This window comes from Mesorhizobium sp. M0239 (assembly GCF_040321815.1).
Classification (GTDB): Bacteria; Pseudomonadota; Alphaproteobacteria; order Rhizobiales; family Rhizobiaceae; genus Mesorhizobium.
On sequence record NZ_JAMYSG010000005.1, the window covers coordinates 146,245 to 173,085 of the forward strand.

Below are 26,841 nucleotides of genomic sequence, written 5' to 3' on the forward strand. Positions count from 1 at the left end.
CGGCGCCATCCATGATCGGTCCCGATGCCGGACGACAGAAACAACGACGCCAGACCTTCTCCCGACGCACTGCTTGACCATGCCGAGCGGGAAGGTCGCGGCCGGCTGCGGATATTCCTGGGTGCCGCTCCCGGCGTAGGCAAGACCTATGAGATGCTGATGTCGGGCCGCGCCAGGATGACCGACGGCGTGGATGTGGTGATCGGTGTCGTCGAGACGCATGGGCGCAAGGAGACACTGGCCCTGGTCGAGGGTTATGAGGTCATTGCCCGCCGCAAGGTCGACTACAAGGGGCGCATCCTCGACGAGATGGACATCGACGCCATCCTCGCCCGGCGCCCGGCGCTGGTTCTTGTCGACGAACTCGCCCACACCAATGCGCCCGGCAGCCGCCATCCCAAGCGCTATCTCGACGTCCAGGAAATCCTGACGCACGGCATCGACGTCTACACGACGCTCAACATCCAGCATGTCGAAAGCCTGAACGACGTTGTCGCCCAGATCACCAAGGTCAGGGTTCGCGAGACGGTTCCCGATTCCATCATCGACCAGGCCGACGATGTCGAGATCATCGATCTCACTCCCGACGACCTGATCAAGCGGCTCGAGGAAGGCAAGGTCTATTTCCCCAACACCGCGCAGCGCGCGATCGAGAACTATTTCTCGCCGGGCAATCTGACGGCGCTCAGGGAGCTGGCGCTGCGCCGCACCGCGCAGCGCGTCGACGACCAGTTGCTGATCCATATGCAGGCCCACGCCATTCCTGGACCGTGGGCCGCGGGGGAAAGGGTACTCGTCTGCGTCGACGCGCGTCCGGGCGGGGCGGCGCGTATTCGCTACGCGCGCAGGTTGGCCGACCGGCTCCGTGCCCCGTGGACGGCGCTGCATGTCGACAGCCCTCGCTCGGCCAGCATGCCCGAAGCGGACAAGGATCGGCTCGCTACGAACCTGCGGCTTGCCGAACAGCTCGGCGCCGAGGTGACCACCATTCCCGGTCAGAACATCGCGCAGGACATTGTTCGCCATGCGACGGCGAACAATTTCACCCATATCGTGGTCGGCAGGCCGACCCGGTCGCGCTGGCGGGAATTGATCGAAGGCTCGCTCACCTACGATCTCATCCGCAACGCCGGTGACATCAGCGTCCATGTCATTTCAGGAACCGAACGCAACGCCGAGGTGACGTCGAGGAGTGTCAAGGCGGCGGACGAGCAGTGGCAGTTCGAGATCTGGCCCTATCTCAAGGCCACGGCCTTTGTCATCGGTTCGCTCGCCTTCGCCGTCGTTCTCGACCAGTTTCTCGACGTTCGCAACCTGGCGATCATTCTTCTCATCGGCGTACTGGCATCGGCGGTAACCGGCGGTCTGTGGCCGGCTCTGTACGCTTGTTTCGCCAGCGCCCTTGCTTTCAATTATTTCTTCCTGGAGCCTCGTTATACGCTGACGATCCGGGATCCGGAGAGCATCGTCGCGCTTGGCGTCTTTCTCGTCGTTGCGGTCATCGCCAGCAATCTGACGGCGCGCGTGCAGCGCCAGGCGGTCGCCGCCCGCTCGCGGGCGCGGGCCACGGAAGACATCTACCTCTTTTCAAAGAAGCTCGCCGGCGCCGGCACGCTCGACGACGTCCTTTGGGCCACGGCCTTCCAGATCGCCTCGATGCTGAAGCTGCGGGTGGTGCTGCTTTTGCCGGAAGACGGGACCATCACCGTCAAGGCCGGCTATCCGCCCGACGACACGCTGGCCGAGGCCGACATCGCCGCCGCCCGCTGGGCCTGGGAGCACAATCGTGCCGCGGGTCGCGGCGCCGACACGCTTCCGGGCGCCAAGCGCCTCTATTTGCCCTTACGGACGGGGCGCACGGCCATAGGGGTCGTCGGCCTCGACAACGACAAGCAGGGTCCGCTGCTGACGCCCGAGCAGCAGCGGCTGCTTGACGCACTGGCCGACCAGGCGGCGGTCGCCATCGAGCGTATTCAATTGGTTGCCGACGTCGACCGTGCCAAGCTCGCCGCTGAGGCGGACAGGCTGCGCTCGGCGCTGCTCACCTCCATTTCCCATGATCTGAAAACGCCGCTCGCTGCCATCATGGGCGCGGCTGGCACGCTGCGGGATTTTTCAGTCGCGCTTCCCGAACCGGACCGGGCCGAACTGCTGTCGACGGTGCTGGACGAATCCGAGCGGTTGAACCGCTTCATCGCCAATCTGCTCGACATGACCAAGATCGAGTCCGGCGCGATGGAGCCGAACTACGCCTTTCACTATGTCGGCGACATCGTCGGCTCCGCCTTGCAAAGGGCCAGGAAAATCATTGGCGAGCACAAGATCGAGACCGACATCCCCAAGGATTTGCCGATGTTGAAGGTCGACCCGGTGCTGTTCGAGCAAGCGTTGTTCAATCTTCTAGACAATGCGGCGAAATATGCCCCGGCAGGCTCGACGATTCGCATGCAGGGTTGGACCGACAATGGCTCCGTCCTGCTGCAAATCATGGATGAAGGGCCAGGCATTCCTCCCGGCGATCTGGAACGGATTTTCGACACGTTCTATCGAGTGCGCAAGGGCGACCAGATCCGCGCCGGTACGGGGCTCGGCCTGTCGATCTGCCGCGGCTTCGTCGAAGCGATGGGTGGCACGATCATGGCGGCAAACCGGACCGACGGTTCGGGCGCGGTGTTCACCATCAAAATGCCCAGGCCGGCAAATCCGCCCAATTTCGACGCTTCGAATACCGACGACCACGATGTGGGTGACCTGGCATGACAAACTCGAACGTCAGAATATTGGTCGTCGATGACGAGCCGCCGATCCGCAAGCTGCTGCGCGTCGGGCTCGGCAGCCAAGGTTATGCGGTCAGCGAGGCGCCGAACGCGAAGGTGGCGATCGAGCTGATGGAGGCGGAGAAGCCGGACCTCGTCCTGCTCGACCTTGGGCTGCCCGGCATGAGCGGCCATGAACTGCTGCGCAAATGGCGCGACGATGGTCTCGACATTCCAGTGGTCATCCTGTCCAGCCGGACCGACGAGGCCGGCATCGTCCAGGCCCTGGAACTCGGCGCCGACGACTATGTCACCAAGCCTTTCGGCATGAATGAGCTGGTGGCGCGCATTCGCGTGGCGCTCCGCCACAAGTTCCAGCAGCAGGGCGAGAAGCCGATTTTCCAGACCGGCGATCTCAGCGTCGATCTGGTCAAGCGCATCGTCAAGGTCGAGGGCAAGGAGGTAAAGCTCTCGCCGAAGGAATACGACATCCTGCGCATGCTGGTGCAGCACGCCGGCAAGGTGCTGACCCATCATTTCCTGTTGAAGCAGGTCTGGGGCGACTCGACCGACGTGCAGTATCTCAGGGTCTATGTGCGGCAGCTCAGGCAGAAGATCGAGAAGAGCCCCGACCAGCCGCGCTACATCACCACCGAGACCGGCGTTGGCTACCGCCTGCGCGAGGTCGAGTGAGCAGGCCAGGTTTTAGCCGATAGCTTCCCGTGGCTGGCCAAGCGGTCTGGAAACTCGCAAGGCCGCGAGGCAGCCGACAATGCCGAGCGGCACGAAGGCAAGAAACAACCACGACGCGACATTCGCCGCCGCGTCGTGGTTCAGACCTTGCGAAAAGCCGCTGGCGTTGGCGACGATGCCGGCGAGTGCGGCGCCCACGGCATAGCCGATGCGTTGCATGGTCGGCACCGCCGCCGAGGCGATGGTCTGCTCGCCCTCCGGCGCGGAGGCCACGATGACGCGCGTGAGGAAGGGCCAGGCCACGCCGAAGCCGCCGCCTTGCAGCAGGGCGCAGATCAGGATCAGCGGAATGGAGCCCAGCGGTATCGCATACGCAAAGCCTGCGATGCCGGCCGCGATCATCACCGCGCCGCCGACGATGATCAGCCGCTCGCGCTGCGGCGGCGCGTTGGCGACCAGGATCGACAGGATCGACCAGGCGATCGATTCGGCGGCGATGATGTAGCCGGTGGTCAGCAGCGGAATGTCGTGAAGACTGGTCAGCAACAGCGGCCCGTAGACGCCGAAGGAACAGGTCGCCACCGAAAAGGCGGCAACCATGGTCATGCCGGCGCCGACCGGCGTGCGCCACGAGAACAGCCGCGCCGGAAACAGCCGCGAACGCGGCTTCAGCGCGTCGATGGTGAAGAACAGCACCAGGCCTATCAGGCCGAGGGCCATCAGCAGCGAAGAGCGCAGCAAGGCGATGTCGACGCCGGCCAAGGCAATCAGGACCACGGCGACGGCTAGGCAGCCAAGAGCCGCGAACGGGAAGGGCGGCGCCTTGCCCGTGCTCGTCCTGGGCTTCGTCGCCTCCGGCGTGTCGAGCACGATGAAGCTTGCCAGCGCCATGGCAGTGCCGCCGAGAGTAAAGATGCCGAAGGCCCAGCGCCATGACAACAGCTCGGTCATGATCGCGCCGAGCAATGGTCCGCTGAAGGCGGCGACGCCCCAGATCGCCGACATGATGCCGAAAAGCTGCGGCCAGATGGCGCGCGAGAACAGTCGTTCGACCGAGACGAAGGCCAGCGACACCAGCGCACCGCCGCCAAGTCCTTCGATCAGGCGGCCGGCGAGGAACAGTGGCATGGAAGGCGAGGTGGCGCATATCAGCGCGCCTGCTGCGTAGAGCAGCGCGGCGACCACCATGTTGGTGCGCAAGGGGACATAACTCACCAGTCGTCCGGCGGCTGCGCCGGCAACGATGGCGCCGAGTTCGTAGATCGCCAGCGACCAGCCGACGAGCTGTACGCCCGCCAGTTCGCCGACCATGGCCGGCATCACCGTTGCCACCATCGTCTCGTTGGTGGCGTGCAGCAGGATGCCGAGGCTGATGAAGCAGAAGCGCGCCAGGTCGCCGCTTGCCCACAATAAGCGCCAGTCGACCCTGTTCGTGCTGATCTCGGTCATTTCCACCCCTGTCTTGCATATCTCGACGCCAGCGCAGCACGCCAGAAGCCAGTACGGGTTTCCGGCAGGACCATGCGAATCGACAGCGCCGGATCGAGGCGTTGTGGCGTTCGGGGCAGGCTTGTAAAACCTCAACCGGGGTTGAGCTCAAGCGGTTTTTTTGAAGATCGTTCGCGCGGCAGCCTTTCCGGTTGCGGGTTCGTTGCGCGATCAGTTCTCGGTGCTGCGCAGCTGGAATTGGCTGACGCCGATCGCGAGGTTCATGCCGGTCTGCGTCTGCAAGCTGAGCGGCTGCAAGGTGAAGGCCTGAGAGGAGCCGCCGACCAGCAGATTGGCGCCGGCGCCGACGGCGGCCGTCACCTCCGCGCTGGCGCCGATGTAGTCGCCGGCCAGCGCACCCGGTGCATAGATGTTCTTCAGCGGCGTCAGCACGATCCACTGCATGACCGTCTGCTTCGTCGTGCCGATGTCGAGGCCGTATTTGTTGACAGCGCCGAAATAGGCTTCCGGCGCGAAGCTTTTGTCGGCGGGGTTAAAGGTGCAGCTCAGATCCTTGCTCGAGCCGAAGATGAAGCCGGTGCCGCCGCCTATGGCGCAGTCAAGCGTACCGACTTCCATGCCTCGGTCCTGCGCCTGCACCGCTCCGGATAGCGTGGTGAACATGGCGGCAGCTATGGCTGTCTTCAGCATGATGGTTCCCCTCCAAAATCAAACGGCGCGGAACCATCCTATCTGGTTCCGCGCCGCGGAGTGAGGGGCATGGAGCGCACGGCTCCATGCAATCACTTGAATGAATGGATCAACTGGAGCGAGGTCACGGCCACGGCAAGGTTGACGCCGGTCTGCGCCTGGACGCTGAGCGGCTCCAGCATGAAGGCGCTGTCCAGGCCGCCAACCAGCAGATTGGCGCCGCCGCCGGTCACCACGCTCGCTTCGGCGTTGACACCGTAGTAGCTGCCGGCGAGATCGCCTCCGTCACTGTCCCGGGTCGCAGCCAGCACGGCCCAGACGAGCTGGCCCTGATGCGTCTGGCCGACATCGAGGCCGATCTTGGAAATGACGCCTGTGTAAACCTCGGACGGCCCGTGATGATGAGGCCGGAAGACACAGGACACGCCCTTGTTGGAAGCGACGATATAAGCGGTGCCGCCGTCGATGGTGCAATCGAGCGTGCCGAGTTGCAGCTTGCCGGCGCTGGCCGGAGCCACCGCGAACATCGTCGTGGCGAGGGCAGCGGCGCAGGCGAGTTTCTTGATCATGGGAGGGTCCTTTCGCAAAATACTTTCAACAACGGCTTGGGTGGGTAGACCGTTCCGCCGAAAACTTGGCGCGATCAAGGCAGGGGCCGAAAGCCTCCTGCCGGGGTTAATGCGCGGTTGCGAAGTGCGTCCTTTCGGACACGCAAAGAATCCCGCGGCACTTGGATGTCATGCGGATTTGTATGGGAAGCCGAAACCGAGATCAGCTGACGCGGGCGAGGCCATCCTTGGCCGGCTGGTAGGTAGGGTCGAGGCGAACGGCTTCCTTATAGGATTTCGCGGCCTTCGCCTTGTCGCCGCGCCGCTCATAGATCAGCGCCTGGTTGGACCAGGCCTCGGCATTCCTGCCGTCGAGCTTGATCGCCATGTTGAAATCGGAGAAGGCATTGTCTTCGTCGTTGGTCGCCAGATAGGAGAGGCCGCGGCCATTGTAGGGTTCGGCGGCGTCCGGCGCCAGCGAGATGGCGGTCGAGAAGTCCTCGATGGCGAATTTGTGCTGGCCCTGGCTCTGATAGATCAGGCCTCGATTGTGGTAGGCGCGCGCGTCGGTCGTATCGAGCTGGATCGCCTTCTGAAAGTCGTTGAAGGCGTCCTGGGTGCGACCCGCCTTGCGGTAGAGATTGCCGCGGCCGATATAGGCGGCGTCATAGTTCGAGTTGATCTGGATCGAACGGTTGTAGTCCGCCAGCGCGGCTTCCTGGTTGCCGAGGAAGCGCTGGATGAGCGCGCGATTCGAATAGGCCTGGAAGAAATTCGGATTGAGCTGGATGGCTTGATTGAAATCCTTGAGCGCCGCCTGGTACTGACCGCCACGGCCATAGGCCGAGCCGCGCACATTGTAGCCTTCGGGATCCTGGGGATTGCGCTGGATGACCCCCGACAGCGAGGAAATGTTCTCGCTCGACCCTTGCGCCTTGTCGATGTTGTTGAATTCACCGGTCGGGCCTGCCGTTTGGCAGCCGGCAAGCGCCAGTCCGGAGAGCAGGGCTGCTGTCAGGGCGAAACCACGCAATGCGGTCCCGCGCTCCACGCTTGTTGCGTTCATGTCTGCCCTGTCCTCACTTCAAGCCGCGTCGTTCAGGTCCGGCTCCCCCTCCGGACCGGTCACATCAAACAAAAAGGTGGCGGCGATTCCACATCGCGCCACCTCTGATATCCTTCGAAAAGGACGAAAAATTGGCGTTAGAACCGCGGCGGACGCGGAGCGCCACCTGCACCGCCGGCGGCGCCAGCAGCGACCGGGCGCGGCGTCATCGGCAGCAGGCCTTCGCGCTGGGCGCGCTTGCGGGCCAGCTTGCGGGCGCGGCGAACGGCTTCAGCCTTTTCGCGGGCGCGCTTCTCGGACGGCTTCTCGTAGTGACCGCGCATCTTCATTTCACGGAAAATGCCTTCGCGCTGCATCTTCTTCTTGAGAGCGCGAAGCGCCTGATCAACGTTATTGTCGCGGACGAGTACCTGCACGGGCAATCCTGTCTTTCGGGTTTGATATCAACAGGCAAGCGGCCATAGCCACTAGCCTCCGCGGCGGTTTACACCACGAATTGTGGCGGCTGATAGCAGAATCATGCCGCGCTGTCCACAGCGGAAATGAATTTGCGGGGCCAGCCGCCGTCTGTTTGCCTTGATATAAGGAGCCGACTAGGCCGTCGCGAGGTGCAGCAGCTCGAAATCCTCGAAGAACTCGCCGTAGTCGCAGGTGATCTCCTCGCCCACGGCGATGTCGCGGGTCGCGGTGGCCCCGCCATATTGCGAAAAATCCGTATTCGGATTGCTGGAATGGTTCATGAAGCGGCCATTGTCGACTTCATAGACCAGGAAACCTGGCCGGTCCGGGCTCGGATAGGCATAGCGGTCGAGCAGCTCCCTGAGATGCGGGGGTGCCGTCTCGTATTTGTCCATGGGGATCAGCCGGTCGAAATCCGGATCGAGCCGCCAGATCGAAGCGCCTTTCCTGATCGGCTCCGCGGCGAACACGCCGACACCTTCGATCGCACTCGCAGTCACATAGGTTCTGATCAGCATCATGGTTCCAGACCCGCTTTTGGACATAAACGGAATCGCCAAATCGCGGCGAAAAATCAAGAGCGGCCGTTTGCCTGGCGGTTATGAGCATGCATCCCGCCGCTGGAATCTTCACGTCCGGTTGATCGACACGCCGCCATCGGCAAACAGAGCCGCTCCGGTGGTGAAGCTCGAGGCGTCGGAGGCGAGATAGAGTGCCGAGCGGGCGATCTCCTCCGGCATCGCGATACGCTTCAAAGCATGCAGGCCTTCGACGAAAACCCGTGATTCCGGGGTCTTGAAGGTTGCCGCCGGTGTGTCGGTGCCGCCGGGCAGCAGCGCGTTGACCCGCACGCCTTTCGGGCCGTATTCGGCGGCCAGCACCTGTGTCAGTCCGATCAGGCCGGCCTTGCTCGCGGCATAACTAGTCATGCCGGGCATGCCGACTGTGTGACCAACGAAGGTGGAGGTGAAGATCAGCGAACCGCCGCCGCGCTCGATCATTGCCGGCACCTGGTATTTGGCGCCGAGAAACGCGCTGGTGAGGTTGGTGTCGAGCGTCTCGCGCCATCCCTCCAGCGGCAGGTCCGAAATCGGCCCCATCCGGCCAACGGCGCCGGCATTGTTGAAGGCGATGTCGAGCCCGCCGAACTTTTCGACCGCCAGATCGACAAGGGCCTTTGCATAGGCTTCGTCCCTGACATCGCCGGCAAGCGCGATGGCCGCGCCATCATTGTCTTCTATCTCGGCGACGAGCGTATCGAGCTCGGCCTGACGGCGGGCGGCGACGATGACCTTGGCGCCTTCCTCGGCAAAGAGTTTTGCCGAGGCCCGGCCGATGCCGGAACTGGCGCCGGTGACGATGGCGATCTTGTTTGCGAGTGCGAACATTTTTGCATCCTTTTCTTCGCGCCGGCCTGACCGGCAGTTGGGGTGCTTGGTCGCAGATCGAGGCAAGGCGAGCCACCCGATACGTGCCAAGATGCTGGAAAGCGCCGACGCACCAGATGCGTCTTTTTCACCACGGCGCAAAACGGCAAGCGCCGTCGCAAACAGCGCAAGGGTGGAAGCGCTGTTTCGCTAGTGATACACCTCGCGCGCCGGGACCGAACGAACGCCGGCCGCCATTCGCGAAGCCTTTTTGGGGCGAGGTTGGGACGTTGAAGAAATATTCGGTATTCGCCATCGCCCGGGAAGCCATGCGCGGCCACAAGGGCTGGGAGGAACAGTGGTCCTCGCCTGAGCCCAGGAAAGAATACGACGTCATCATCGTCGGCGCCGGCGGCCATGGCCTGGCCACCGCCTATTACCTCGCCACGGTGCACGGCATCACCAATGTCGCGGTGCTGGAAAAGGGCTGGCTCGGCGGCGGCAACACCGGCCGCAACACCACCATCATCCGCTCCAACTATCTCTATGACGAGAGCGCCGGCATCTACGACCACGCGCTGAAGCTGTGGGACGGGCTCAGCCAGGAGCTCAATTACAACGTCATGTATTCGGCGCGGGGCGTCATGATGCTCGCGCACAATGTGCACGACGTGCAGGTGCTGAAGCGTCACGTTCACGCCAACCGGCTGAACGGCATCGACAATGAGTGGCTGACGCCGGAGCAGGCGAAGGAATTCTGCCCACCGCTCAACACCTCCAAGGAGGCGCGCTATCCGGTGGTCGGTGCGTCGCTGCAGCGGCGCGGCGGCACGGCCCGTCATGACGCCGTTGCCTGGGGCTATGCGCGCGGCGCCTCGGCGCGCGGCGTCCACATTATCCAGAATTGCGAGGTTACCGGGGTCAAGCGGGCGGCCAATGGCGCGGTGATGGGCGTCGACACGACGCGCGGCTTCATCGGCGCCAAGAAGGTGGGCGTCGTTGCCGCCGGCCATTCCTCCGTCATCATGAACATGGCCGGCGTGCGCATGCCGCTGGAAAGCTATCCGCTGCAAGCGCTGGTGTCGGAACCGGTCAAGCCGGTGGTTCCCTGCGTGGTGATGTCGAACACGGTGCACGCCTATATCTCGCAGTCCGACAAGGGCGAGCTGGTGATCGGCGCCGGCACCGACCAGTATGTCTCCTACTCGCAGACCGGCGGCTTGCACATATTGCAGCATACGCTCGACGCCATCTGCGAGATGTTCCCGATCTTCACGCGCATGAAGATGCTGCGCTCGTGGGGCGGCATCGTCGACGTCACGCCCGACCGCTCGCCGATCCTGGCCAAGACGCCGGTGCCCGGCCTCTATGTCAATTGCGGCTGGGGCACGGGCGGCTTCAAGGCGACGCCGGGATCGGGCCATGTCTTTGCCCATACGATCGCCAGGGACGATCCGCATCCGATCAACGCGCCCTTCACCATCGAGCGCTTCCGCACCGGACGGCTCATCGACGAGGCGGCGGCGGCGGCGGTGGCGCACTGATGATGGCGCAGATGGCTGTCGCGATGCCGCTGATGCTGGCGGGGGAACAAGTGCTGACGGGGGAACGGGGCATGTTCCATTTTCCCTCGCCGGACGAAGTGCGCACGCAGCCGATCAGCCGCACCGGCAACGAAACCGTCTGGCCGTTTTCGGTCGATGACGGCACGCTGGCCTGCGTCTGGAGTGGCGGCCAGAGAGTGGTGATGTTCTTCGAGGGACGACCCGAAGGACTCGACGAGGCCGAGACATTCCAGCCGCGTCAAGTCATGGTCACCACCGATCCGGTGCAGCTCACCCTCGGCAACATGGCGTCCCGCGATCTGTTTCGTCCCGCTGCAAGCGTGGAAGAGCGCATCCGGCTCGTCGCACCGTTCGCGACCTTGGGACAGAAGCTTTGCGATCAACCGGCGGGCGCCCACGTCGGCCACGGCGAATTGTAGGAACCAGGACAATGCTTCTCATCCGCTGCCCCTATTGCGAGGAAGAGCGTCCGGAACTCGAGTTCCGCAACGCTGGCGAGGCGCACATCGCGCGCTCGGCCAATATGGCCGGCGAGAGCGACGACGATTTTGAAAAGTTCTTCTTCATCCGCTCCAACCCCAAGGGCATCATTTATGAGCGCTGGCGGCACATGCATGGCTGTGCGCGCTTCTTCAATGCCGTACGCGACACCGTCACCGACAAATTCGTCATGACCTACAAGGCCGGCGAGCCCAAACCCACCAAGCTGCCGAAAAACTCCAACGAAGTGGTTGCCAAATGAGCGGCGCGTTCCGCATTCCCGGCGCTGGCCGCTTCGGCCAAGCCAAGACCGCGCGGTTCAGCTTCGATGGCCAGTCCTATGCCGGCATCGAGGGCGACACGCTGGCCTCGGCGCTGCTCGCCAATGGCGTCCATCTCGTCGGCCGTTCGTTCAAGTACCACCGTCCGCGCGGCATCCTGTCGGCGGGCGCCGAGGAGCCGAACGCCCTGGTCGAAATCAGGCGCGACGCGGCACGCAAGACGCCGAACGTGCGGGCGACCGTGCAGGAGCTCTATGATGGGCTTGATGCGCAGTCGCAGAACCGCTGGCCGTCACTGTCCTTCGACCTCGGTGCGGTCAGCGATATCGCCTCGCCGCTGCTTTCGGCCGGCTTCTACTACAAGACCTTCATGTGGCCGAAAGCGGCGTGGAAGACGCTCTATGAGCCAAAGATCCGCGCCGCGGCCGGTCTTGGCGTTTCCCCGGACCAGCCGGATCCCGACCATTATTCATCGCGCTATGCGCATTGCGACGTGCTGGTGCTGGGCGGCGGTGCGGCAGGCATCGCGGCAGCACTTGCGGCGGCCGAGACCGGCGTGCGCGTCATCCTCGCCGACGAGCAGGCCGAGTTCGGCGGCAGCCTGCGTTTCGAGAGCGGCGCGAAGATCGACGGCCAGGACGGTTTTGCCTGGGCGCAAGCTGCCGTGGCGAAGCTCGCCGCGATGGACAATGTCCGCGTGCTGTCGCGCACGACGGCGTTCGGCTACTATGCGCAGAATTTTATCGGGCTGGTCGAGCGTGTCAGCGAACATCTGAGGACCCCCGGCCACGATCTGGCGCGCGAGCGGCTTTGGCAGGTCCGGGCCAAGCGCGTGGTGCTGGCCTCCGGTGCGATCGAGCGCCACATGGTGTTTGCCGACAATGACCGGCCCGGCATCATGCTGGCGGGTGCCGCGCGCACCTATCTCAACCACTATGGCGTCGCCGTCGGCAGGAATGTCGGCGTCTACACCGCCAATGATTCCGCCTATGCAGCGGCGATCGACCTGAAGAAAGCCGGCGTCAACGTGGCGGCGATCGTCGATCTGCGCGACAATCCGACCGGACCGGTGATCGACGAGGCGAGGGCGCTCGGCATCGAGGTCAATTTCGGCCGCGCGGTGATCCGCGCCGGCGGCAAGCTCAGGGTCTCGTCGATGACCGTGCAGCCGAAGAATGGCGGCGGCGAACGCACCATCGCGGTCGATGCGATACTGATGTCGGCCGGCTGGACGCCGTCGGTGCATCTGTTCTCGCAGTCGCGCGGAAAGGTCGCCTTCAACGACGAGACCAAGCGCTTCGTGCCGGGCATCTATGCGCAGGACTGCGTCTCGGTCGGCGCCTGCAACGGCACCGACGGGCTGTCTGCGACGGTCGATGAGGCCTATGCGGCAGGCGCCAAGGCGGCCAGGGATGCGGGTGCCAAAACCGCCAAGGGCAGCAAGCCGAAGGTAGACGCCTCGGAGAGCTGGTCGCGCGGCATGCTGGGTGCAGCGCCCGGCGCCGGGTCGGATACGACGGTGAAGGCCTTCGTCGATTTCCAGAACGACGTCACCGCCAAGGACATCCGCCAGGCGGTGCACGAAGGCATGCGCTCGATCGAGCACGTCAAGCGCTTCACCACCAACGGCATGGCGACCGACCAGGGCAAAACCTCCAACATGCACGGCTTGGCGATTGCCGCCGAGACGCTGGGCAAGCCGATCCCGGAAGTCGGCCTGACCACGTTCCGGGCGCCCTATACGCCGGTCACCTTCGGCGCGATCGTCAGCCATGCGCGAGGTCCGCTGTTCGACCCGACACGCAGAACCGCGATCCATCCCTGGGCCGAGGCGCAAGGTGCCATGTTCGAGGATGTCGGCCAGTGGAAGCGCGCCTGGTATTTCCCCAAGGCGGGCGAGGACATGCACGCGGCGGTCGACCGCGAATGCGTCGCCGTGCGCAAGACGGCTGGCCTGTTCGATGCCTCGACGCTGGGCAAGATCGAAGTGGTCGGGCCGGACGCGGCCAAATTCATGGAACTGCTCTACACCAACCCATGGGAGAAGCTGCAGCCCGGCCGCTGCCGCTACGGCATCATGCTGCGCGAGGACGGGTTCATCTATGATGACGGCGTCGTCGGCAGGCTGGCCCCCGACCGTTTCCACGTGACGACGACGACCGGCGGCGCGCCGCGCGTCATGAACCATATGGAGGACTATCTCCAGACCGAGTTCCCGCATCTCAATGTCTGGCTGACCTCGATCACCGAGCAATGGGCTGTTATCGCGGTGCAGGGACCCAAGTCGCGCGACATCATCGCGCCGCTGCTCGAAGGCATCGACATGTCGGACGAGGCGCTGCCGCACATGTCGGTGCGCGAAGGCAAGATCTGCGGCGTGCCGACGCGGCTGTTCCGCATGTCGTTCACCGGCGAGCGCGGCTTCGAGGTGAACGTGCCGGCCGACTATGGCCAGGCGGTCTGGGAAGCGCTGTGGGCCGAAGGCCAGAAGCATGGTGCGGCTGCTTATGGCACCGAGGCGATGCACGTGCTGCGCGCCGAAAAGGGCTACATCATCGTCGGCCAGGACACCGACGGCACGGTAACGCCGAACGACGCCGGCCTCGATTGGGCGGTCGGCAAGAAGAAGCCGGACTTCGTCGGCATCCGCGGCCTGACGCGGCCAGATCTGGTCGCCAAGGGCCGCAAGCAATTGGTCGGCCTGAAGACCAGGGATCCCAAGGTGGTGCTGGAAGAGGGCGCGCAGATCGTCGAGGACCCGAAGCAGGCGATCCCGATGAAGATGATCGGCCATGTCACCTCGAGCTACTGGTCGGAAAATTGCGGCCGCTCGATCGCTCTGGCGCTGGTCGCCGGCGGCCGCGACCGGATGGGCGAGACCCTCTATGTGCCGATGCCGAACGGGGTGATCGAAGTGGAGGTTACCGGCATGGTGTTCTTCGACGAGACGGGAGGGCGCCTCAATGGCTAAGGCCGCTGCAAGAAAGACGGCTCCGGCCGCATCGCCTTCGGTCGAACGCCGTCCGGCGCTGGCTGGGCGCAGCACCACTGCCGCCAGCGTCAAGGTCGAGGTGCTGCCGCCGGCCGAGCGCGTTTCATTACGGGCGCCGGAGGCTTCGGTCGCAGCGCTTTCAAAGGCGCTCGGCGTGACCTTGCCGAACAAGCCGAAAACCGCTGCCGCGAACGGCGGGCGCACCGCTCTGTGGCTCGGCCCCGACGAATGGCTGGTCATCGATGAGGCCGACAACGATCCGCTCGCCGATTGCGCCAAAGTATCCGCGCTGCATTCGGCGGTCGGCGTCTCGCATCGCAACATCGCGATATCAGTGATGGGTGCCGGAGCGGCGGCGGCGATCAATGCGGGCTGCCCGCAGGACCTGTCGCTCGACGCCTTCCCGGTGGGAGCAGCGTCGCGCACCATCCTGGGCAAGACCGAGATCGTGCTGCTGCGCACGGGTAACGACGCCTTCCGGGTCGAATGCTGGCGTTCCTTCTCGGACTATGTCTTTACTTTGCTGTCCGAGGGATCGCGCGACGCGGCGGTCTGAACTCGGAACGTTTTGCAGGGCACGCTCGTTCTGCATCCGCACGCCGAGGGAGAATGCCGATGCCGTCGAATTCCGCGCCGAAGTCGCCGGTCATAAAGACATCGGCTGTCCGCTCGCTCGAACACGAGCGGCACGAAGCGCCGAGCGCCGAAGACGAACTCGAGGAAGGCCTCGAAGACACGTTCCCGGCCAGCGATCCGATATCCATCACTGGAACGGCCATTCCTGGAGCTCCGGCAAAACCAGGCAAGGCCAAGACCGTGCCCGGGCGCAAGAGGCGCAAGCCGTAGTTTCCATCGGGCAAGATCTCATCGGGCCTTCTCAATCCCCTTGGACATGCTATTTAAAGCGCTTTGGGAGATGAAAATGCCGACAAAAGCGATCGTATGGGGCGAGAACGTCCACGAGCAGACCAATGAAGCCGTGCGCGACCTCTATCCCTTGGGGATGCACGGCACCATTGCCGCCGCCCTCAACCAGGACAAGGGCATCGAGGCGACCACCGCCACCTTGCAGGAACCCGAACATGGCCTGAGCGAGAAGCGCCTGGCGGCCACCGACGTGCTTTTGTGGTGGGGCCACGCGGCGCATGGCGAGGTCAAGGACGATATCGTCGAGCGGGTGCAGAAGCGGGTCTGGGAAGGGATGGGCCTGATCGTGCTCCATTCCGGCCACTACTCGAAGATATTCAAGCGGCTGATGGGCACGCCCTGTTCGCTGAAATGGCGCGAGGCGGGCGAGCGCGAGCGCGTCTGGGCGATCAACCGCGGCCACCCGATCGCGCAAGGCATCGGCGAGTGCCTGGAGATCGGCGAGACGGAAATGTATGGCGAGCCGTTCGCCGTGCCGGAGCCGCTCGAGACGGTGTTCGTCTCCTGGTACGAGGGTGGTGAGGTGTTCCGATCCGGGCTGACCTACCAGCGCGGTGCAGGACGGATCTTCTACTTCTCGCCCGGCCACGAGACCTATCCGATCTATCACAATGAGGGCGTGCAGCAGGTGCTGCGCAACGCCGTCCATTGGGCGCACAACCCGGCGCCGGCCTGGTCCGGCATCACCAACGCGCCGAACGTGCCGACGGATGCGGCCAAGGAGAAGATCGTGCAGAAGGGGCTGCGCCTGCATGCCGACGGCGACAAGGGCCTGAGTTGATTCGGGCCTGAGCTGATCGGGGCCTGAATTGCTTAAGGCGTGAGTTGATTGGGGCTTGGGGCTAATGCACCGAATTCTTCTGCTCGGCACCGGCGGTATCGCCGGGCATCATGTCGAGGAGTTTGCCGAGATCCCGGGCTGCAGCATCGTCGCCTGTGTCGACCAGGTGCCCGGCCGCGCCGCAGCGTTTGCCGCCGTCAGCAAGATCGGCGAATCTTTCGAGAGCCTGGAGGCGGCGATCGCCTGGGGTCAGTTCGATGCCGCCATCAACGCGACGCCGGATGGTGCGCATATGGCGACGACGCTGGCGCTGCTTGCCCAGGGAAAGCATGTGTTTTGCGAAAAGCCGCTGGCGCCGAACCACGCCGACGCGCTTGATATGACCGAAGCGGCCGAGGCTGCAGGGGTGGTCAACATGGTCAACCTGACCTATCGCAACTCACCGGCGATTCATGAAGCGCGGCGCATGGTGCTGGCCGGCGAGATCGGCGAGCTGCGCCATGTCGAGGCGAGCTACCGGCAAAGCTGGCTGGTCAGCCAGTCATGGGGCGACTGGCGGGTCGAGGACAAATGGCTGTGGCGCTTGTCCAGCCGGCACGGTTCAACCGGCGTGCTGGGCGACGTCGGCATCCACATCCTGGACTTCGCCACCTATGGCGCCGATCAGGACATCGTCAGCCTCCACGCCGATCTGGTGACGTTTCCGAAGGCCGAGGGCGAGCGCATCGGCGACTATCTGCTGGATGCCAATGACAGCGTGGCGATGACGGCCCGGCTCAGTTCCGGCGCGCTCGCCACGATCGCGGCGAGCCGCTACATGACCGGCCACGCCAACGATTTGTCGCTGGCCCTGCACGGCACCACAAGGGCGCCATCAGGGTCGAGACCGACGGCAAGGCATCTAACCTGTCGGCCTGTCTCGGCGGCGATGTCGATCTTCAGCAATGGCGAACGCTGGCGCTGCCCAGTGTCAAGCGCAATGCGCGACGCTTTGCCGATGCGCTGGATACAGGCCGGAATGGCGATCCGTCGTTCCGGCGTGCCGCCGACATGCAGAAGCTGATTGACGCGGCCTTCGAGAGTTCAGCGGCGAAGCTGCCGGTTTCGGTCAGCTGAAGTTTCCACCTGACCGGCTTGTGCCGGCCAGAAGTGATGTCCTGCAAATATCAGAACGAGCTCGGCACGATCCAAGGATTGATGTCGATGCCGAGGCGCGGACCTTTGCCTTCAGCGGTATTTTCCGTGGCGCCCTTCTTCTCGACCGAACCGGTCGAAGCGCAATCGAGCTTCACGTTGGTCTTGGTGTCAACGCAGGCCGCCACCGGCGCATGCTTGACGGGGTGGGTGGTGTTGGCGGCGAAGGCCGAGCCCGAAAGTGCCAGCACGGCGGCGAGGGTGAGGAGTATCTTTTTCATTGTCAGTCTCCGTTTTCGACGGGTGAATTTCTCTCGTACATGTACGATGCACTGTACATATACGCCCGTCGATCGCGAAGTTCAAGGAAAACCGTACGCGTACAATAAATTTTTTGTTAACCAAGAAACCCCCCAGGTCTGGAGGGGAATACACAAACCAAAGGAAACGGCGTTCAGCAGTTGACCGGTGTCTCGGTCAGTGGCGGCACGTTTTGCGTGCTGAGCGTGGCAAGCGTGAAATCGCACATCCGCTTCACGAAGGCCTGCGGGTCGCCGAAGGGGTAGAACGGAAAGGTGATGAGCAGCGAGATCGTGCCGTGGCCGACCGCCCACAGCATGGTGGCGATGGCGCGCGGATCGCCCTGCAATTTGCCGGCGGCGACGCAGGCCTCGACCCTGCTGATCAGCACCTTCATAGCAGGGTTGCTCTCTTCCATTTCGTTGTAGCCTTCTGGCAGCTTGGTCTTTTCGGTCATGAACACGGTGCGGTATTCGTTGGGATTGCCGAGTCCGAAAGCGGCATATTCGGTCATCACCGCCTGCAAGGCCTCGATCGGATCGTCGGACGGATGCTCCTCGATGCGGCGGGCAAGCGTCTCGAATGCATCCTCGGCCAGAGCGAACAGGATGTCCTGCTTGTCGGCGAAGTAGGAATAGACCGACATCGGGGCGTAGCCGACCCGCTTGGCCAGCTTGCGGATGGTCAGGCCTTCATAGCCTTCCTCCTGGACGAGCTTGTGCGCGGCCTCGACCAGTTCGGAGCGCAGTTCGGCCTTTTGTTTCTCGCGGCGTGTCGGGACGCTCGGCGGCAAGATCTGGTGCCTTTGGTTGGTTGGTGTCTGGCTAAATTATATACGCTGTACGGAAACGGACAAGAGCGCGGGAGGTTCCCAAGCGGTATGCTTCGGATCGTGCCGACGCTTGTCGAAGTTGGCGGCACCCGTGATCAGCACCTTTGCTCCGTCAAAGCGGCCCATCACGCCTCCTTGTCGATCAGCTTCGCGGCAAGACGCGAAAGCAGCTTCACCGCCTCGCCATAGGTCCGGGCTTTTTCCGGATTGGAGGCGTTGCCGTCCAGCGCCCGCTTGTAGACGCCTTGGCAGATCGCGGCCAGCCGGAAGAAGGAAAAGGCCAGGAAGAACGTCCAGTTGCCGATACCGGTGAGCCCGCGCCGCCGGCAGTAGGCGGCGACGTAGTCCGTTTCGGAGGGCAGCCCGAGCGCCGCGCGGTTGATGCCGCCCAGGCCGCGAAAACCCGACGCGTGCGGCAGCCGCCATTGCATGCACTGATAGGCGATATCGGCGAAGGGGTGGCCTGATGTCGACAATTCCCAATCGAGCACCGCCAGCACCTTTGGCCGGTCCGGCGCGAAGATCAGATTGTCCAGCCGGTAGTCGCCATGCACCAGCGAGATCCGGCCGTCATCGGCGGGCATATGCGTTTCCAACCAGGCAATCAGCCGGTCCATGTCGGCGACGGTGCCGGTTTCCGAGGCATGGTACTGGCTCGTCCAGCGCGCCAGCTGGCGCTCGAAATAATTGCCCGGCCGCCCGAAATCGCCGAGCCCCACTGTCCCGACATCGATTTCGTGCAGCGCCGCGAGGGTTTCGTTCATGGCATCGTAGATGGCGGCGCGTTCTTCGTTGTCGCCTGCCTCCGGCAGGGCCGGATCCCAGAAAATGCGGCCGTCCAGGAAATCCATCACGTAGAACATACGGCCGATGGGCGAGTCTTCCGCCGACAGATGCAGCATGGCAGGCACAGGCACGGCGGTGCCGGCAAGCGCGCTCATCACCCTGAATTCGCGGTCGACCTGATGCGCCGATTTCAGCAATTGCCCCGGCGGCTTGGCGCGCAGCACATAACGGCCGCTTGCCGCCGTCAAAAGGTAGGTCGGGTTCGATTGGCCGGATTTGAACTTCTCGACTGCAGCAAGCCCGGAAAAGCCCGGTATGTTCGCCTCGAGGTAAGGCGCAAGCGCTGCCTGGTCGAGAACGGGATCACTCATGCCGTCTCGGGCTGGCGTTCGATCAAGGTCAGCGTCAGCCAGCGCGCGGTCAGTGCCGGCTTCTTCGAACCCTCGATCTCGATCGTCACGTCATGCGCGGTCTGCACCCAGCCCGACGGCCTGACCTTGACGTCGGCCAGCACGAACCGCGTGCGGATGCGCGCGCCGGTTTTCACCGGCGCCAGGAAGCGCAGCGAATCGAAGCCGTGGTTGACGCCCATCTTGCCGTTTTCCAGCGGCGGCATGGTCTCGAAAGTCATCGCCGACAACAGCGACAGCGACAGGAAGCCGTGCGCGATGGTGCCGCCGAACGGCGTTTCGCGCATGGCCCGCTCCGGATCGCAGTGGATGAACTGGTGGTCGTCGGTGGCGTCGGCGAACTGATCGATCATGCGTTGCGTGACCGCCCGCCACGGCGACACGCCAACCTCCTTGCCGACACTGGCCAGAAGCACATCGAGACTGATCGGTTCCACGCTCATGTCCTCCAGTTCACCCCCGGCTTCTGTGGCCGGAAAATGTCATTCCTTGAACAAGGTCAGCCCATGCTGCACCGACTGTCCGCCGTCGATCGGCAGGATGGCGCCGGTGACATAGCTGCCTGCACGGCTGCACAAATAGAGCGTTGCACCGGCAATGTCATCCGGTGCGCCGATACGGCCGATCGGAACATGGCCGCCGACATGTTTGGCCTGTTCCTCGCTGCCGGTGAAGAAAGCGGTCATCCGGCTCTGGAAAGGGCCGGGAGCAAAGGCGTTGACGGTGATGCGGCGGGCGGCGAACTCCAGCGCCAGTGTACGCGTCAGATGGTGAACCGCAGCCTTCGAGGCCGTGTAGGAATAGGCGTCGTCGGCCAGCGGCTGCGTGCCCATCACCGAACCGAGATTGATCACCCTGGCCGGATCGGCGTCGCTGGCGGCAGCGTCGAGCAGCGGCAGCAATTCGCGGGTCAGATGGAAGACCGCGGTGACGTTGACGCCGAACACCTTGGCCCAGGCATGGTAGGGGAAGCTTTCCAACGGTGCACCCCAGGAGACGCCGGCATTGTTGACCAGAATATGCAGTTTCCCGGTCCGCGCCTTGACCGCGGCGACGAGTGCAGCGATGCCGGCTTCGCTAGAAACGTCCCCGGCGAAGCCCTCGGCCCGGCCCGGTGCACCAAGCTCGTTCAACTCTTCGGCGACCTGGATGCAATCCTCGCCCTTGCGCGACGCGATCATCACGCTGGCGCCGGCCTGCACCAGCGCGGTCGCCGCCATGCGACCGATGCCGGTCGCGGCACCCGTCACCAGCGCGGTCTTGCCGGCCACCGAAAACAGCTCGTCCAGATAGCTCATCACAATCCTCCGCGCTCGGCATGCGGGCAAACAGTTCGCGTTGACAAGGCTATCCGAAGTACGGTCATCCTTGCCACTGACAAAATGCCTGGCATGCATGAAGGGTTAGCGACCGATGACGGAGATGAATCTCGGCATGACCGAGCGGCTGAAGCCGATCCACGCGCGCGTCGCGGCCATGGTTCGCGACGAGATCATGCCGCTCGACAGGGAATTCCTGAGCGAGGTGGGCAAGGCAGGCAACCGCTGGGTCTACAGTGCGCGCCAGAGCGAGATCCTCGAAGGGCTGAAGAAAACCGCAAGGGAGCGCGGCCTGTGGAATTTCTGGCTGACCGGCTCGGAACGCGGCTACGGCCTTTCCACCGTCGAATATGCCTATCTGGCCGAGGAGATGGGCAAGGCGCATCTTGGCGCCGAGACCTTCAACTGTTCGGCGCCCGACACCGGCAATATGGAGGTGCTGGAACGGTACGGCTCGGCCGACCACAAGAAAGAATGGCTGGAACCGCTGATCGAGGGCAAGATCCGCTCGGCCTATCTGATGACCGAGCCGGATGTCGCGTCGTCCGATGCCACCAACATTGCCATGCGCTGCGAACGCCAGGGCGACGACTACGTGCTCAACGGCGAGAAATGGTGGGCTTCGGGCGCCGGCGATCCGCGCTGCGCCATCTACATCGTCATGGTCAGGACCGGCGGCGATGACGAGCCGCAGCACCGCCGTCATTCGATGATCCTGGTGCCATCAGGCACAAGGGGTGTGACCAAGGTCCGGGCCATGCAGGTTTATGGCGATGACGACGCGCCGCACGGCCACATGCATCTTCGCTTCGACAATGTGCGGGTACCGACATCGAACCTGATCCTCGGCGAGGGCAGGGGGTTCGAGATCGCGCAAGGGCGGCTCGGTCCCGGCCGCATCCACCATTGCATGCGCGCCATCGGCCAGGCCGAGATGGCGCTCGAGATGCTGTGCCAGCGTTCCTTGCGCCGCGAGGCCTTCGGCCAGAAGCTGGCAAAGCTCGGCGCCAATTTCGACATCATCGCCGAATGCCGCATGGAGATCGAGATGGCCCGGCTGCTCTGCCTCAAGGCGGCGTGGATGATCGACCAGGGCGACGCCCGCGCCGCAGCCCCCTGGATCAGCCAGATCAAGGTGGTGGCACCCCGCGTCGCGCTCAAGGTCACCGACGAGGCGGTGCAGATGTTCGGCGCGCAAGGCATCAGCCAGGACACGCCGCTGGCGCGGTCGTGGACGCATCTGCGGACCTTGCGCCTTGCCGACGGGCCGGACGCCGTGCATCGCCGTCAGGTGGCGCGCACCGAGCTGAAGAAATACACGCAAGAAAAGGTCTGAGCGCCGGCATCGTCATCTGGCGATGCCGACAGTCCAAGCACGGAGTGTTCCAATGGCCGTCCCCTCCGAAATGAAGGCGCTGCTGCTGGTCGGCGACGGCTACACCAGGACGCCGAGCGGCAGTGTGCTGGAGGCGATGGAGCCGTATCTCGAGCCGGGCAACATCGCGGTGCCGACACCCGGACCGACGCAGGTGCTGATCAAGGTCAGCCTCGCCTCGATCAACCCCTCCGACATCGCCTTCGTCAAGGGCCAGTACGGCCAGCCGCGCGCCAAGGGACAGCCGGCCGGCTTCGAGGGCGTCGGCATCGTCGTCGCCAGCGGCGACGAGACCTATCCCCAAAGCCTGATCGGCAAGCGCGTCGCCTTTGCCACCGGCGTCACCAACTGGGGCTCGTGGGCCGACTATGCCGTCGCTGAAGCTGCTGCATGCATTCCGCTGCTCGACACGGTCCGCGACGAGGATGGGGCGGCGATGATCGTCAACCCGCTCACCGCGCTCGCCATGTTCGACGTCGTCAAGGAGGAAGGCGAGAAGGCCTTCGTCATGACCGCCGGCGCCAGCCAGCTCTGCAAGCTGATCATTGGCCTGGCCAGCGGAGAGGGCTTCCGGCCGATCGTCACCGTGCGCCGCGACGACCAGATCGCGGCGCTGAAAGCGCTCGGCGCGGCGCACGTCCTCAACGAAAAGGCGCCGGATTTCAAGGCAGCGCTGCGCGAGGTGATGAAGGCCGAACAGCCGCGCATCTTCCTTGACGCGGTGACCGGGCCGCTGGCTTCCGCCATCTTCGACGTCATGCCGAAGCGTTCGCGCTGGATCATCTATGGGCGGCTCGATCCCGAACACACTGTTATCCGCGAGCCCGGCCAACTGATCTTCCAGCACAAGCATATCGAAGGGTTTTGGCTGAGCGAGTGGATGCGCCAGTTCCGCGATCGCCGCGGCCCGGCGATCCTGGAAGCGCAGAAGCGTTTTTCCGATGGGCGCTGGTCGACCGACGTGACGGCGGTGGTGCCGCTTGCCGAGGCGATGGCGCGGGTGCCAGCGGAACTGGCCAAGCCGAACGGCAAGGTGTTCATCCGGCCTTAGGCCAATTCGAAAGATTCGAGCAGCTTGGACGGGAGGGGCCTCGGAGGGCTTTGCGGGCAGAGATTGCCGGTTATCCGCCGACGCGGGACCGTCAGGCCGATATCCTGGTCCATCAAGCCCCCTATGCCACGCCGCTGCGTCCGTGATATGCCGCCGCCATCGAATGCCGGGACAGGCTGGACTGAGCCTGTTCCGGGATTGTGTGGGGTGCCTTGATGACGATTTCCAAGCCGGTTTTCGACCGTTTGGGGTTTGGCCTGTGGATCGGAGCGTTCCTGGTCGTTCTTGCCATGGTCCTGTGGTCGCCGTACACGCGGACGGTATGGAAGGCCTATATAGATGGCAGCGAGGCGCTTCTGGCCGGTCTGCCACTCTACGACACCCAATCCGAGATGGGGTATCTCTACGCGCCGGCCTTCGCCGCGCTCTACACTCCAATAGTCAAGCTCGGTCCGCATCTGGGCGGCGTGATGTGGCACTCCCTCGGGTTTGCGGTGCTGACCTATGCCGCGATGCGGCAGGTGCGCAAGCTCGGTGGTGACGAGTTGATGTGGCTGCTTTCTTTCGGCCTCTTCCTCGCTGTGCCGATGGCGCTCGGCGCGATCCGCAACGGCCAGGCGACGATCCTTTTGACCGGCGCTTGCTGGCTTCTCACATTGTCGGCGCTGGAAGGACGACGGGCGGAGACGTTCTTCTGGGCTTCGCTCGCCATCATCGCCAAGCCGACCGCGATCATAATGCTGTTGTTGGTAGGAGCCCTTCGGCTTCGGTTGATACCGGTGCTGGTGCTGGCGGTGCTGTTCGTGCTCGCACTGCCTTACGCTTTTGCTCCCGCCGGCTATCTCAACGATCAGTATCGTGTCTTCGCCCAGATGCTGACCTCCATGGCCGTCGAGAACACCAGCCATTTCGTGTCCACCGATTTCACGGCACCGTTCACCACGATAGGGCTGCCGATACCGGAATTCGGCGCAACGATCGTGCGCATGGTCATGGCCCTGCTTACGCTTTCAGCCGTCATCTGGTTCGACCGCAGGCTCGAACAGGGAAAGGCGGCGCTGGCGATCTTCCTGACGGCCACCTTCTACATGTGCGTCTTCAACCCGCGCGTCGAACCCAACACCTTTGCCATGATCGCGGTACCAGCCGGTCTTGCCATCGCCCTGTTGTGGCGCGAAGAACGGGGCGGCGTCCTCGCCTCGGTGCTGTCGATGACGCTGTTCGTGACCGGGCTGAGCGGCGTCGAGCGCCATGTGCACGATTTCCTCTTCCCCTGGTTCCGGCCGGTCGCTGTCACTTTCATCGCCGGTTCGCTGATCTGGTGGTTCTGGGCCAAGGCACGGGAAAAGGTGGTGAATGCGGGAGTCGCGAATGGCTGAGTTGCGACAGAGCCTCGATATCGTTGCGCCATTCTTCAACGAGGCGGCATCGGCATCGGCCTTCGCGCGCCTGCTAGGCGAGCTCGAAGCGGCCGTGGCACAGCGCTTCGGCATGACCGTGCACAAGATCCTGGTCGATGACGGCAGCGGTGACGATGGCGCTGGACGATTTTCGCAAGCGCTGACGGGATCGTGGGAGATCGTCCGCCTCAGCCGCAATTTCGGCAAGGAAGTCGCTGTACTCGCCGGCCTCGACCAGTCGCGCGGCGACATGGTGCTGATCATGGACGCCGACCTCCAGCATTCCCTGGACATCAGCCTGAAGCTGATCGCCGAGCTGGTGGACCATCCGGACATCGACGTCGTCTTTGCCCAGAACGACCGCCGCGAGGCGAGCTGGCGGCGCAGCCAGCTTGCACGGCTTTTCTACAGCCTGATCAACAGCAGTCAGCGTTTCGATATTCCCGAAAATGCCGGCGACTTTCGCGTCATGCGCGGCGCTGTCGCGCGCGCTCTGACCAGCCTGCGTGACAAGCGTCGCTTCAACAAGGGCCTGTTTGCCTGGGCCGGCTTTCGCCAGAAGGCGTTGCCCTATTCGCCGGAAGGCCGCGCCAGCGGCACATCGAAATGGAGCCGGCTCAACCTCATCGCCTTCTCGCTGGAGGGGTTCACCTCGTTCTCCGTCATTCCGCTACGCCTGATCAGTCTTAGCGGGCTGCTCGCGGCGATGGCCGGCGCGCTCTATGGCGCCAAGGTGTTCTTCGAGGTGATCTTCTACGGCATTGCCGTTCCGGGCTACCCCAGCCTGCTGGTTGCCGTCGTTCTGCTCGGCGGCCTCAACCTGACCCTGCTTGGCCTGATCGGCGAATATGTCTGGGTGACGCTCAGCGAGAGCAAGGATCGGCCGGTCTATCTCGTGCGCGATGTCGTGCGCAGCGAGGCCCCCGCCGACCGGCCGGAGCCGGGCACTTCGAACAGATGACGCGGCGCATTCGCCTGATCGCTGACGATTACGGCCTGGCGCCTGGCGTTTCCGCCGGGATTCTCGATCTTCTCGATCGGGGGCGCCTGACCGGCACCAGCTGCATGACCGGCTTTCCCGAGTGGGCAAAGGAGGCAGAGCGCATAAAACCGCTGTGCGGCCGGGCCGCGGTTGGGCTGCACCTCACCTTGACCGACCAGTTGGCCGCCACCGGCCGGTCGGCCTTGGCGCCGGAAGGCCGGCTGCCACCGCTCCGCGCACTGGCCTTGCCTGTTCTGCGCGGCCGCATCGGCGACCGCCATGTCCATGCCGAGCTTGACGCCCAGTACGGCCGCTTCGTCGAGGCGCTTGGCCGCCGCCCCGATTTCGTCGACGGGCACCAGCATGTGCATTTCCTTCCCGTTGTGCGCACATGGCTGCGCACACGGTTTCCAGAAGGCGCCGACAGGCCGGCCCTGCGCGGCGCCCCGGCGCTGGCCGCAGGGTCGAAAGTCGCCGCCATTGCCGCGCTGGCTGCCGGGTTCAACCGCTCGATGCAGCGCGCGGGCTTCATCGTTTTCCAGCCGCTCGCCGGCATCTATGACTGGCGACAGCCCGAAAAGTTCGCTGCGGTTCTGCAGGCGGCCGTCGAAGGGTTGCCGGAGCGAGGGCTGTTCATGTGCCATCCCGGCCATGTCGACGAGACGCTGCGCGCGCGCGACACCATGCAAGATGTGCGCGAGGTGGAATTCGCGGCCCTCGCATCGGACGAATTCGGCGCTGGTCTGGCCCGCGCCGGCGTCGAGATCTTGGACGGCAAGAGATGAGCGAAGCCGATCGGCCCCAGCGTTCGGCCGGCAGCAAGATCGTCCGCTTCGCCATTGTCGGACTGGCGAACACGGCCATCGACCTTGCCAGCTTCTTCCTGCTGCTCAAGCTCGGGGTTCCGCCGGTGCCGGCCAACATCGCTGCCTGGTTCGTCGCCGTCACCTTTTCCTTCGCGGCGAACGGCTTGTGGTCGTTCGAGCGCAATCGAGCCATCCGGCTGCATGATGCGTTCCTTCGTTTCGCCACGCTTGGAGCGCTGATTTCGCTCGGTGTCTCCAGCCTCTCGATCGCGCTATTCGCCGGCATAATCGGGGTGTGGCCGGCGAAAATCGGGGGCGTCGTGGTGGCGGCGGTGCTGAATTTCCTCGCCGCGCGCTGGTCGATCGAAGGTCGGTTGCTGAGATAGCCGGAA

Annotated in this window: 27 protein-coding genes and 1 pseudogene; 16 read left to right on the plus strand and 12 right to left on the minus strand. The window is 64.1% G+C overall.

Translation table 11 applies throughout. The features are described 5' to 3' along the window. Positions 1 to 24: 24 nt before the first annotated feature. Both NKI99_RS06610 and NKI99_RS06615 read left to right on the plus strand, forming a co-directional pair. Positions 25 to 2,760 (plus strand): DUF4118 domain-containing protein, encoded by a 2,736-nt coding sequence (locus NKI99_RS06610; protein WP_352610280.1) that lies wholly within the window; start codon positions 25 to 27, stop codon positions 2,758 to 2,760. Continuing rightward, positions 2,757 to 3,449, plus strand: coding sequence for a response regulator transcription factor (locus NKI99_RS06615; protein WP_023810134.1), 693 nt, complete (start codon positions 2,757 to 2,759; stop codon positions 3,447 to 3,449). Before NKI99_RS06610 ends, NKI99_RS06615 begins: the two co-directional genes overlap by 4 nt. 12 nt (positions 3,450 to 3,461) lie before the next feature. Here the strand turns inward: NKI99_RS06615 and NKI99_RS06620 are convergent, their stop codons facing one another. The 7 genes from NKI99_RS06620 to NKI99_RS06650 form a co-directional block, all read right to left on the minus strand. After that, positions 3,462 to 4,898, minus strand: a complete 1,437-nt coding sequence (locus NKI99_RS06620) for an MFS transporter (RefSeq protein ID WP_352554216.1) — start codon at positions 4,896 to 4,898, stop codon at positions 3,462 to 3,464. Positions 4,899 to 5,108: 210 nt separating this feature from the next. Then, positions 5,109 to 5,588: a DUF992 domain-containing protein gene (locus NKI99_RS06625; protein WP_023810132.1), complete on the minus strand. Its 480-nt coding sequence runs from the start codon at positions 5,586 to 5,588 to the stop codon at positions 5,109 to 5,111. Between the two features lie 92 nt (positions 5,589 to 5,680). Beyond that, entirely contained in the window at positions 5,681 to 6,157 is a 477-nt protein-coding gene (locus tag NKI99_RS06630; protein WP_027037654.1) for a DUF992 domain-containing protein, read from the minus strand. Between the two features lie 202 nt (positions 6,158 to 6,359). Then, a complete protein-coding gene (locus NKI99_RS06635; protein ID WP_027037653.1) occupies positions 6,360 to 7,202 on the minus strand; it encodes a tetratricopeptide repeat protein in 843 nt (280 codons plus the stop codon). 137 nt (positions 7,203 to 7,339) lie between these two features. Continuing rightward, positions 7,340 to 7,618, minus strand: a complete 279-nt coding sequence (gene rpsU / locus NKI99_RS06640) for a 30S ribosomal protein S21 (RefSeq protein ID WP_023810129.1) — start codon at positions 7,616 to 7,618, stop codon at positions 7,340 to 7,342. Between the two features lie 177 nt (positions 7,619 to 7,795). Continuing rightward, complete coding sequence (locus tag NKI99_RS06645; protein WP_352440901.1) at positions 7,796 to 8,182, minus strand: SET domain-containing protein; 387 nt, start codon at positions 8,180 to 8,182, stop codon at positions 7,796 to 7,798. 108 nt (positions 8,183 to 8,290) lie between these two features. Next, positions 8,291 to 9,049: an SDR family oxidoreductase gene (locus NKI99_RS06650; RefSeq protein WP_352440902.1), complete on the minus strand. Its 759-nt coding sequence runs from the start codon at positions 9,047 to 9,049 to the stop codon at positions 8,291 to 8,293. Between the two features lie 269 nt (positions 9,050 to 9,318). On the opposite strand from NKI99_RS06650, the gene NKI99_RS06655 reads away from it, so the two are divergent. The 8 genes and pseudogenes from NKI99_RS06655 to NKI99_RS06690 all read left to right on the plus strand — a co-directional run bounded on the left by NKI99_RS06655 (position 9,319) and on the right by NKI99_RS06690 (position 17,170). Next, on the plus strand, positions 9,319 to 10,572 hold the full coding sequence (locus tag NKI99_RS06655; RefSeq protein WP_023810126.1) for a sarcosine oxidase subunit beta: 1,254 nt from the start codon (positions 9,319 to 9,321) through the stop codon (positions 10,570 to 10,572). Then, positions 10,572 to 11,012: a hypothetical protein gene (locus NKI99_RS06660; protein WP_352610284.1), complete on the plus strand. Its 441-nt coding sequence runs from the start codon at positions 10,572 to 10,574 to the stop codon at positions 11,010 to 11,012. The genes NKI99_RS06655 and NKI99_RS06660 overlap by 1 nt, the downstream gene beginning before the upstream one ends. Before the next feature lie 11 nt (positions 11,013 to 11,023). Next, a complete protein-coding gene (locus tag NKI99_RS06665; RefSeq protein ID WP_023810124.1) occupies positions 11,024 to 11,335 on the plus strand; it encodes a sarcosine oxidase subunit delta in 312 nt (103 codons plus the stop codon). Beyond that, positions 11,332 to 14,325, plus strand: a complete 2,994-nt coding sequence (locus tag NKI99_RS06670; protein WP_352610287.1) for a sarcosine oxidase subunit alpha — start codon at positions 11,332 to 11,334, stop codon at positions 14,323 to 14,325. The genes NKI99_RS06665 and NKI99_RS06670 overlap by 4 nt, the downstream gene beginning before the upstream one ends. Further along, positions 14,318 to 14,902, plus strand: a complete 585-nt coding sequence (locus NKI99_RS06675; protein WP_352440905.1) for a sarcosine oxidase subunit gamma — start codon at positions 14,318 to 14,320, stop codon at positions 14,900 to 14,902. Before NKI99_RS06670 ends, NKI99_RS06675 begins: the two co-directional genes overlap by 8 nt. A 59-nt stretch (positions 14,903 to 14,961) precedes the next feature. After that, on the plus strand, positions 14,962 to 15,192 hold the full coding sequence (locus NKI99_RS06680; protein ID WP_023810121.1) for a hypothetical protein: 231 nt from the start codon (positions 14,962 to 14,964) through the stop codon (positions 15,190 to 15,192). Positions 15,193 to 15,268: 76 nt separating this feature from the next. Then, positions 15,269 to 16,054, plus strand: a complete 786-nt coding sequence (locus tag NKI99_RS06685; RefSeq protein ID WP_023810120.1) for a ThuA domain-containing protein — start codon at positions 15,269 to 15,271, stop codon at positions 16,052 to 16,054. Positions 16,055 to 16,118: 64 nt separating this feature from the next. Beyond that, a pseudogene (locus NKI99_RS06690) lies at positions 16,119 to 17,170 on the plus strand (Gfo/Idh/MocA family protein). A gap of 50 nt (positions 17,171 to 17,220) precedes the next feature. Here the strand turns inward: NKI99_RS06690 and NKI99_RS06695 are convergent. The 5 genes from NKI99_RS06695 to NKI99_RS06715 form a co-directional block, all read right to left on the minus strand. Continuing rightward, on the minus strand, positions 17,221 to 17,469 hold the full coding sequence (locus NKI99_RS06695; RefSeq protein WP_023810118.1) for a DUF680 domain-containing protein: 249 nt from the start codon (positions 17,467 to 17,469) through the stop codon (positions 17,221 to 17,223). A 173-nt stretch (positions 17,470 to 17,642) separates the two neighbouring features. Next, positions 17,643 to 18,281, minus strand: coding sequence for a TetR/AcrR family transcriptional regulator (locus NKI99_RS06700; protein ID WP_023810117.1), 639 nt, complete (start codon positions 18,279 to 18,281; stop codon positions 17,643 to 17,645). A gap of 164 nt (positions 18,282 to 18,445) precedes the next feature. Then, positions 18,446 to 19,477: a phosphotransferase family protein gene (locus NKI99_RS06705; RefSeq protein ID WP_352440908.1), complete on the minus strand. Its 1,032-nt coding sequence runs from the start codon at positions 19,475 to 19,477 to the stop codon at positions 18,446 to 18,448. Further along, positions 19,474 to 19,959 carry a MaoC family dehydratase gene (locus tag NKI99_RS06710; protein ID WP_023810115.1) on the minus strand — a complete coding sequence of 162 codons (486 nt, stop codon included), beginning with the start codon at positions 19,957 to 19,959 and terminating at the stop codon, positions 19,474 to 19,476. The genes NKI99_RS06705 and NKI99_RS06710 overlap by 4 nt, the downstream gene beginning before the upstream one ends. 39 nt (positions 19,960 to 19,998) lie before the next feature. Then, positions 19,999 to 20,814 (minus strand): SDR family oxidoreductase, encoded by an 816-nt coding sequence (locus tag NKI99_RS06715; RefSeq protein ID WP_352440909.1) that lies wholly within the window; start codon positions 20,812 to 20,814, stop codon positions 19,999 to 20,001. A gap of 115 nt (positions 20,815 to 20,929) precedes the next feature. Between NKI99_RS06715 and NKI99_RS06720 the strand changes: the two genes are divergently transcribed. From NKI99_RS06720 to NKI99_RS06745, 6 genes are all read left to right on the plus strand, one after another. Beyond that, on the plus strand, positions 20,930 to 22,171 hold the full coding sequence (locus tag NKI99_RS06720) for an acyl-CoA dehydrogenase family protein (protein WP_023810113.1): 1,242 nt from the start codon (positions 20,930 to 20,932) through the stop codon (positions 22,169 to 22,171). 52 nt (positions 22,172 to 22,223) lie between these two features. Continuing rightward, positions 22,224 to 23,261 (plus strand): zinc-binding dehydrogenase, encoded by a 1,038-nt coding sequence (locus tag NKI99_RS06725; protein WP_023810112.1) that lies wholly within the window; start codon positions 22,224 to 22,226, stop codon positions 23,259 to 23,261. A gap of 215 nt (positions 23,262 to 23,476) precedes the next feature. Next, positions 23,477 to 24,640: a glycosyltransferase 87 family protein gene (locus tag NKI99_RS06730; RefSeq protein WP_023810111.1), complete on the plus strand. Its 1,164-nt coding sequence runs from the start codon at positions 23,477 to 23,479 to the stop codon at positions 24,638 to 24,640. Next, on the plus strand, positions 24,633 to 25,622 hold the full coding sequence (locus NKI99_RS06735; protein WP_023810110.1) for a glycosyltransferase: 990 nt from the start codon (positions 24,633 to 24,635) through the stop codon (positions 25,620 to 25,622). The genes NKI99_RS06730 and NKI99_RS06735 overlap by 8 nt, the downstream gene beginning before the upstream one ends. Then, positions 25,619 to 26,428: a ChbG/HpnK family deacetylase gene (locus NKI99_RS06740; protein ID WP_023810109.1), complete on the plus strand. Its 810-nt coding sequence runs from the start codon at positions 25,619 to 25,621 to the stop codon at positions 26,426 to 26,428. Before NKI99_RS06735 ends, NKI99_RS06740 begins: the two co-directional genes overlap by 4 nt. Beyond that, entirely contained in the window at positions 26,425 to 26,835 is a 411-nt protein-coding gene (locus tag NKI99_RS06745) for a GtrA family protein (protein ID WP_023810108.1), read from the plus strand. The genes NKI99_RS06740 and NKI99_RS06745 overlap by 4 nt, the downstream gene beginning before the upstream one ends. Positions 26,836 to 26,841 lie beyond the last annotated feature (6 nt).

Coding starts and splice junctions, on each gene's coding strand:
- NKI99_RS06705 (WP_352440908.1), bottom strand. CDS start 19,477: ATGAGTGATCCCGTTCTCGACCAGGCAGCGCTTGCGCCTTACCTCGAG.
- NKI99_RS06625 (WP_023810132.1), bottom strand. CDS start 5,588: ATGCTGAAGACAGCCATAGCTGCCGCCATGTTCACCACGCTATCCGGA.
- NKI99_RS06675 (WP_352440905.1), top strand. CDS start 14,318: ATGGCTAAGGCCGCTGCAAGAAAGACGGCTCCGGCCGCATCGCCTTCG.
- NKI99_RS06745 (WP_023810108.1), top strand. CDS start 26,425: ATGAGCGAAGCCGATCGGCCCCAGCGTTCGGCCGGCAGCAAGATCGTC.
- NKI99_RS06685 (WP_023810120.1), top strand. CDS start 15,269: ATGCCGACAAAAGCGATCGTATGGGGCGAGAACGTCCACGAGCAGACC.
- NKI99_RS06720 (WP_023810113.1), top strand. CDS start 20,930: ATGACGGAGATGAATCTCGGCATGACCGAGCGGCTGAAGCCGATCCAC.
- NKI99_RS06710 (WP_023810115.1), bottom strand. CDS start 19,959: ATGAGCGTGGAACCGATCAGTCTCGATGTGCTTCTGGCCAGTGTCGGC.
- NKI99_RS06740 (WP_023810109.1), top strand. CDS start 25,619: ATGACGCGGCGCATTCGCCTGATCGCTGACGATTACGGCCTGGCGCCT.
- NKI99_RS06725 (WP_023810112.1), top strand. CDS start 22,224: ATGGCCGTCCCCTCCGAAATGAAGGCGCTGCTGCTGGTCGGCGACGGC.
- NKI99_RS06660 (WP_352610284.1), top strand. CDS start 10,572: ATGATGGCGCAGATGGCTGTCGCGATGCCGCTGATGCTGGCGGGGGAA.
- NKI99_RS06635 (WP_027037653.1), bottom strand. CDS start 7,202: ATGAACGCAACAAGCGTGGAGCGCGGGACCGCATTGCGTGGTTTCGCC.
- NKI99_RS06695 (WP_023810118.1), bottom strand. CDS start 17,469: ATGAAAAAGATACTCCTCACCCTCGCCGCCGTGCTGGCACTTTCGGGC.
- NKI99_RS06715 (WP_352440909.1), bottom strand. CDS start 20,814: ATGAGCTATCTGGACGAGCTGTTTTCGGTGGCCGGCAAGACCGCGCTG.
- NKI99_RS06670 (WP_352610287.1), top strand. CDS start 11,332: ATGAGCGGCGCGTTCCGCATTCCCGGCGCTGGCCGCTTCGGCCAAGCC.
- NKI99_RS06610 (WP_352610280.1), top strand. CDS start 25: ATGCCGGACGACAGAAACAACGACGCCAGACCTTCTCCCGACGCACTG.
- NKI99_RS06735 (WP_023810110.1), top strand. CDS start 24,633: ATGGCTGAGTTGCGACAGAGCCTCGATATCGTTGCGCCATTCTTCAAC.
- NKI99_RS06730 (WP_023810111.1), top strand. CDS start 23,477: ATGACGATTTCCAAGCCGGTTTTCGACCGTTTGGGGTTTGGCCTGTGG.
- NKI99_RS06680 (WP_023810121.1), top strand. CDS start 14,962: ATGCCGTCGAATTCCGCGCCGAAGTCGCCGGTCATAAAGACATCGGCT.
- NKI99_RS06665 (WP_023810124.1), top strand. CDS start 11,024: ATGCTTCTCATCCGCTGCCCCTATTGCGAGGAAGAGCGTCCGGAACTC.
- NKI99_RS06615 (WP_023810134.1), top strand. CDS start 2,757: ATGACAAACTCGAACGTCAGAATATTGGTCGTCGATGACGAGCCGCCG.
- NKI99_RS06630 (WP_027037654.1), bottom strand. CDS start 6,157: ATGATCAAGAAACTCGCCTGCGCCGCTGCCCTCGCCACGACGATGTTC.
- NKI99_RS06620 (WP_352554216.1), bottom strand. CDS start 4,898: ATGACCGAGATCAGCACGAACAGGGTCGACTGGCGCTTATTGTGGGCA.
- NKI99_RS06650 (WP_352440902.1), bottom strand. CDS start 9,049: ATGTTCGCACTCGCAAACAAGATCGCCATCGTCACCGGCGCCAGTTCC.
- NKI99_RS06645 (WP_352440901.1), bottom strand. CDS start 8,182: ATGATGCTGATCAGAACCTATGTGACTGCGAGTGCGATCGAAGGTGTC.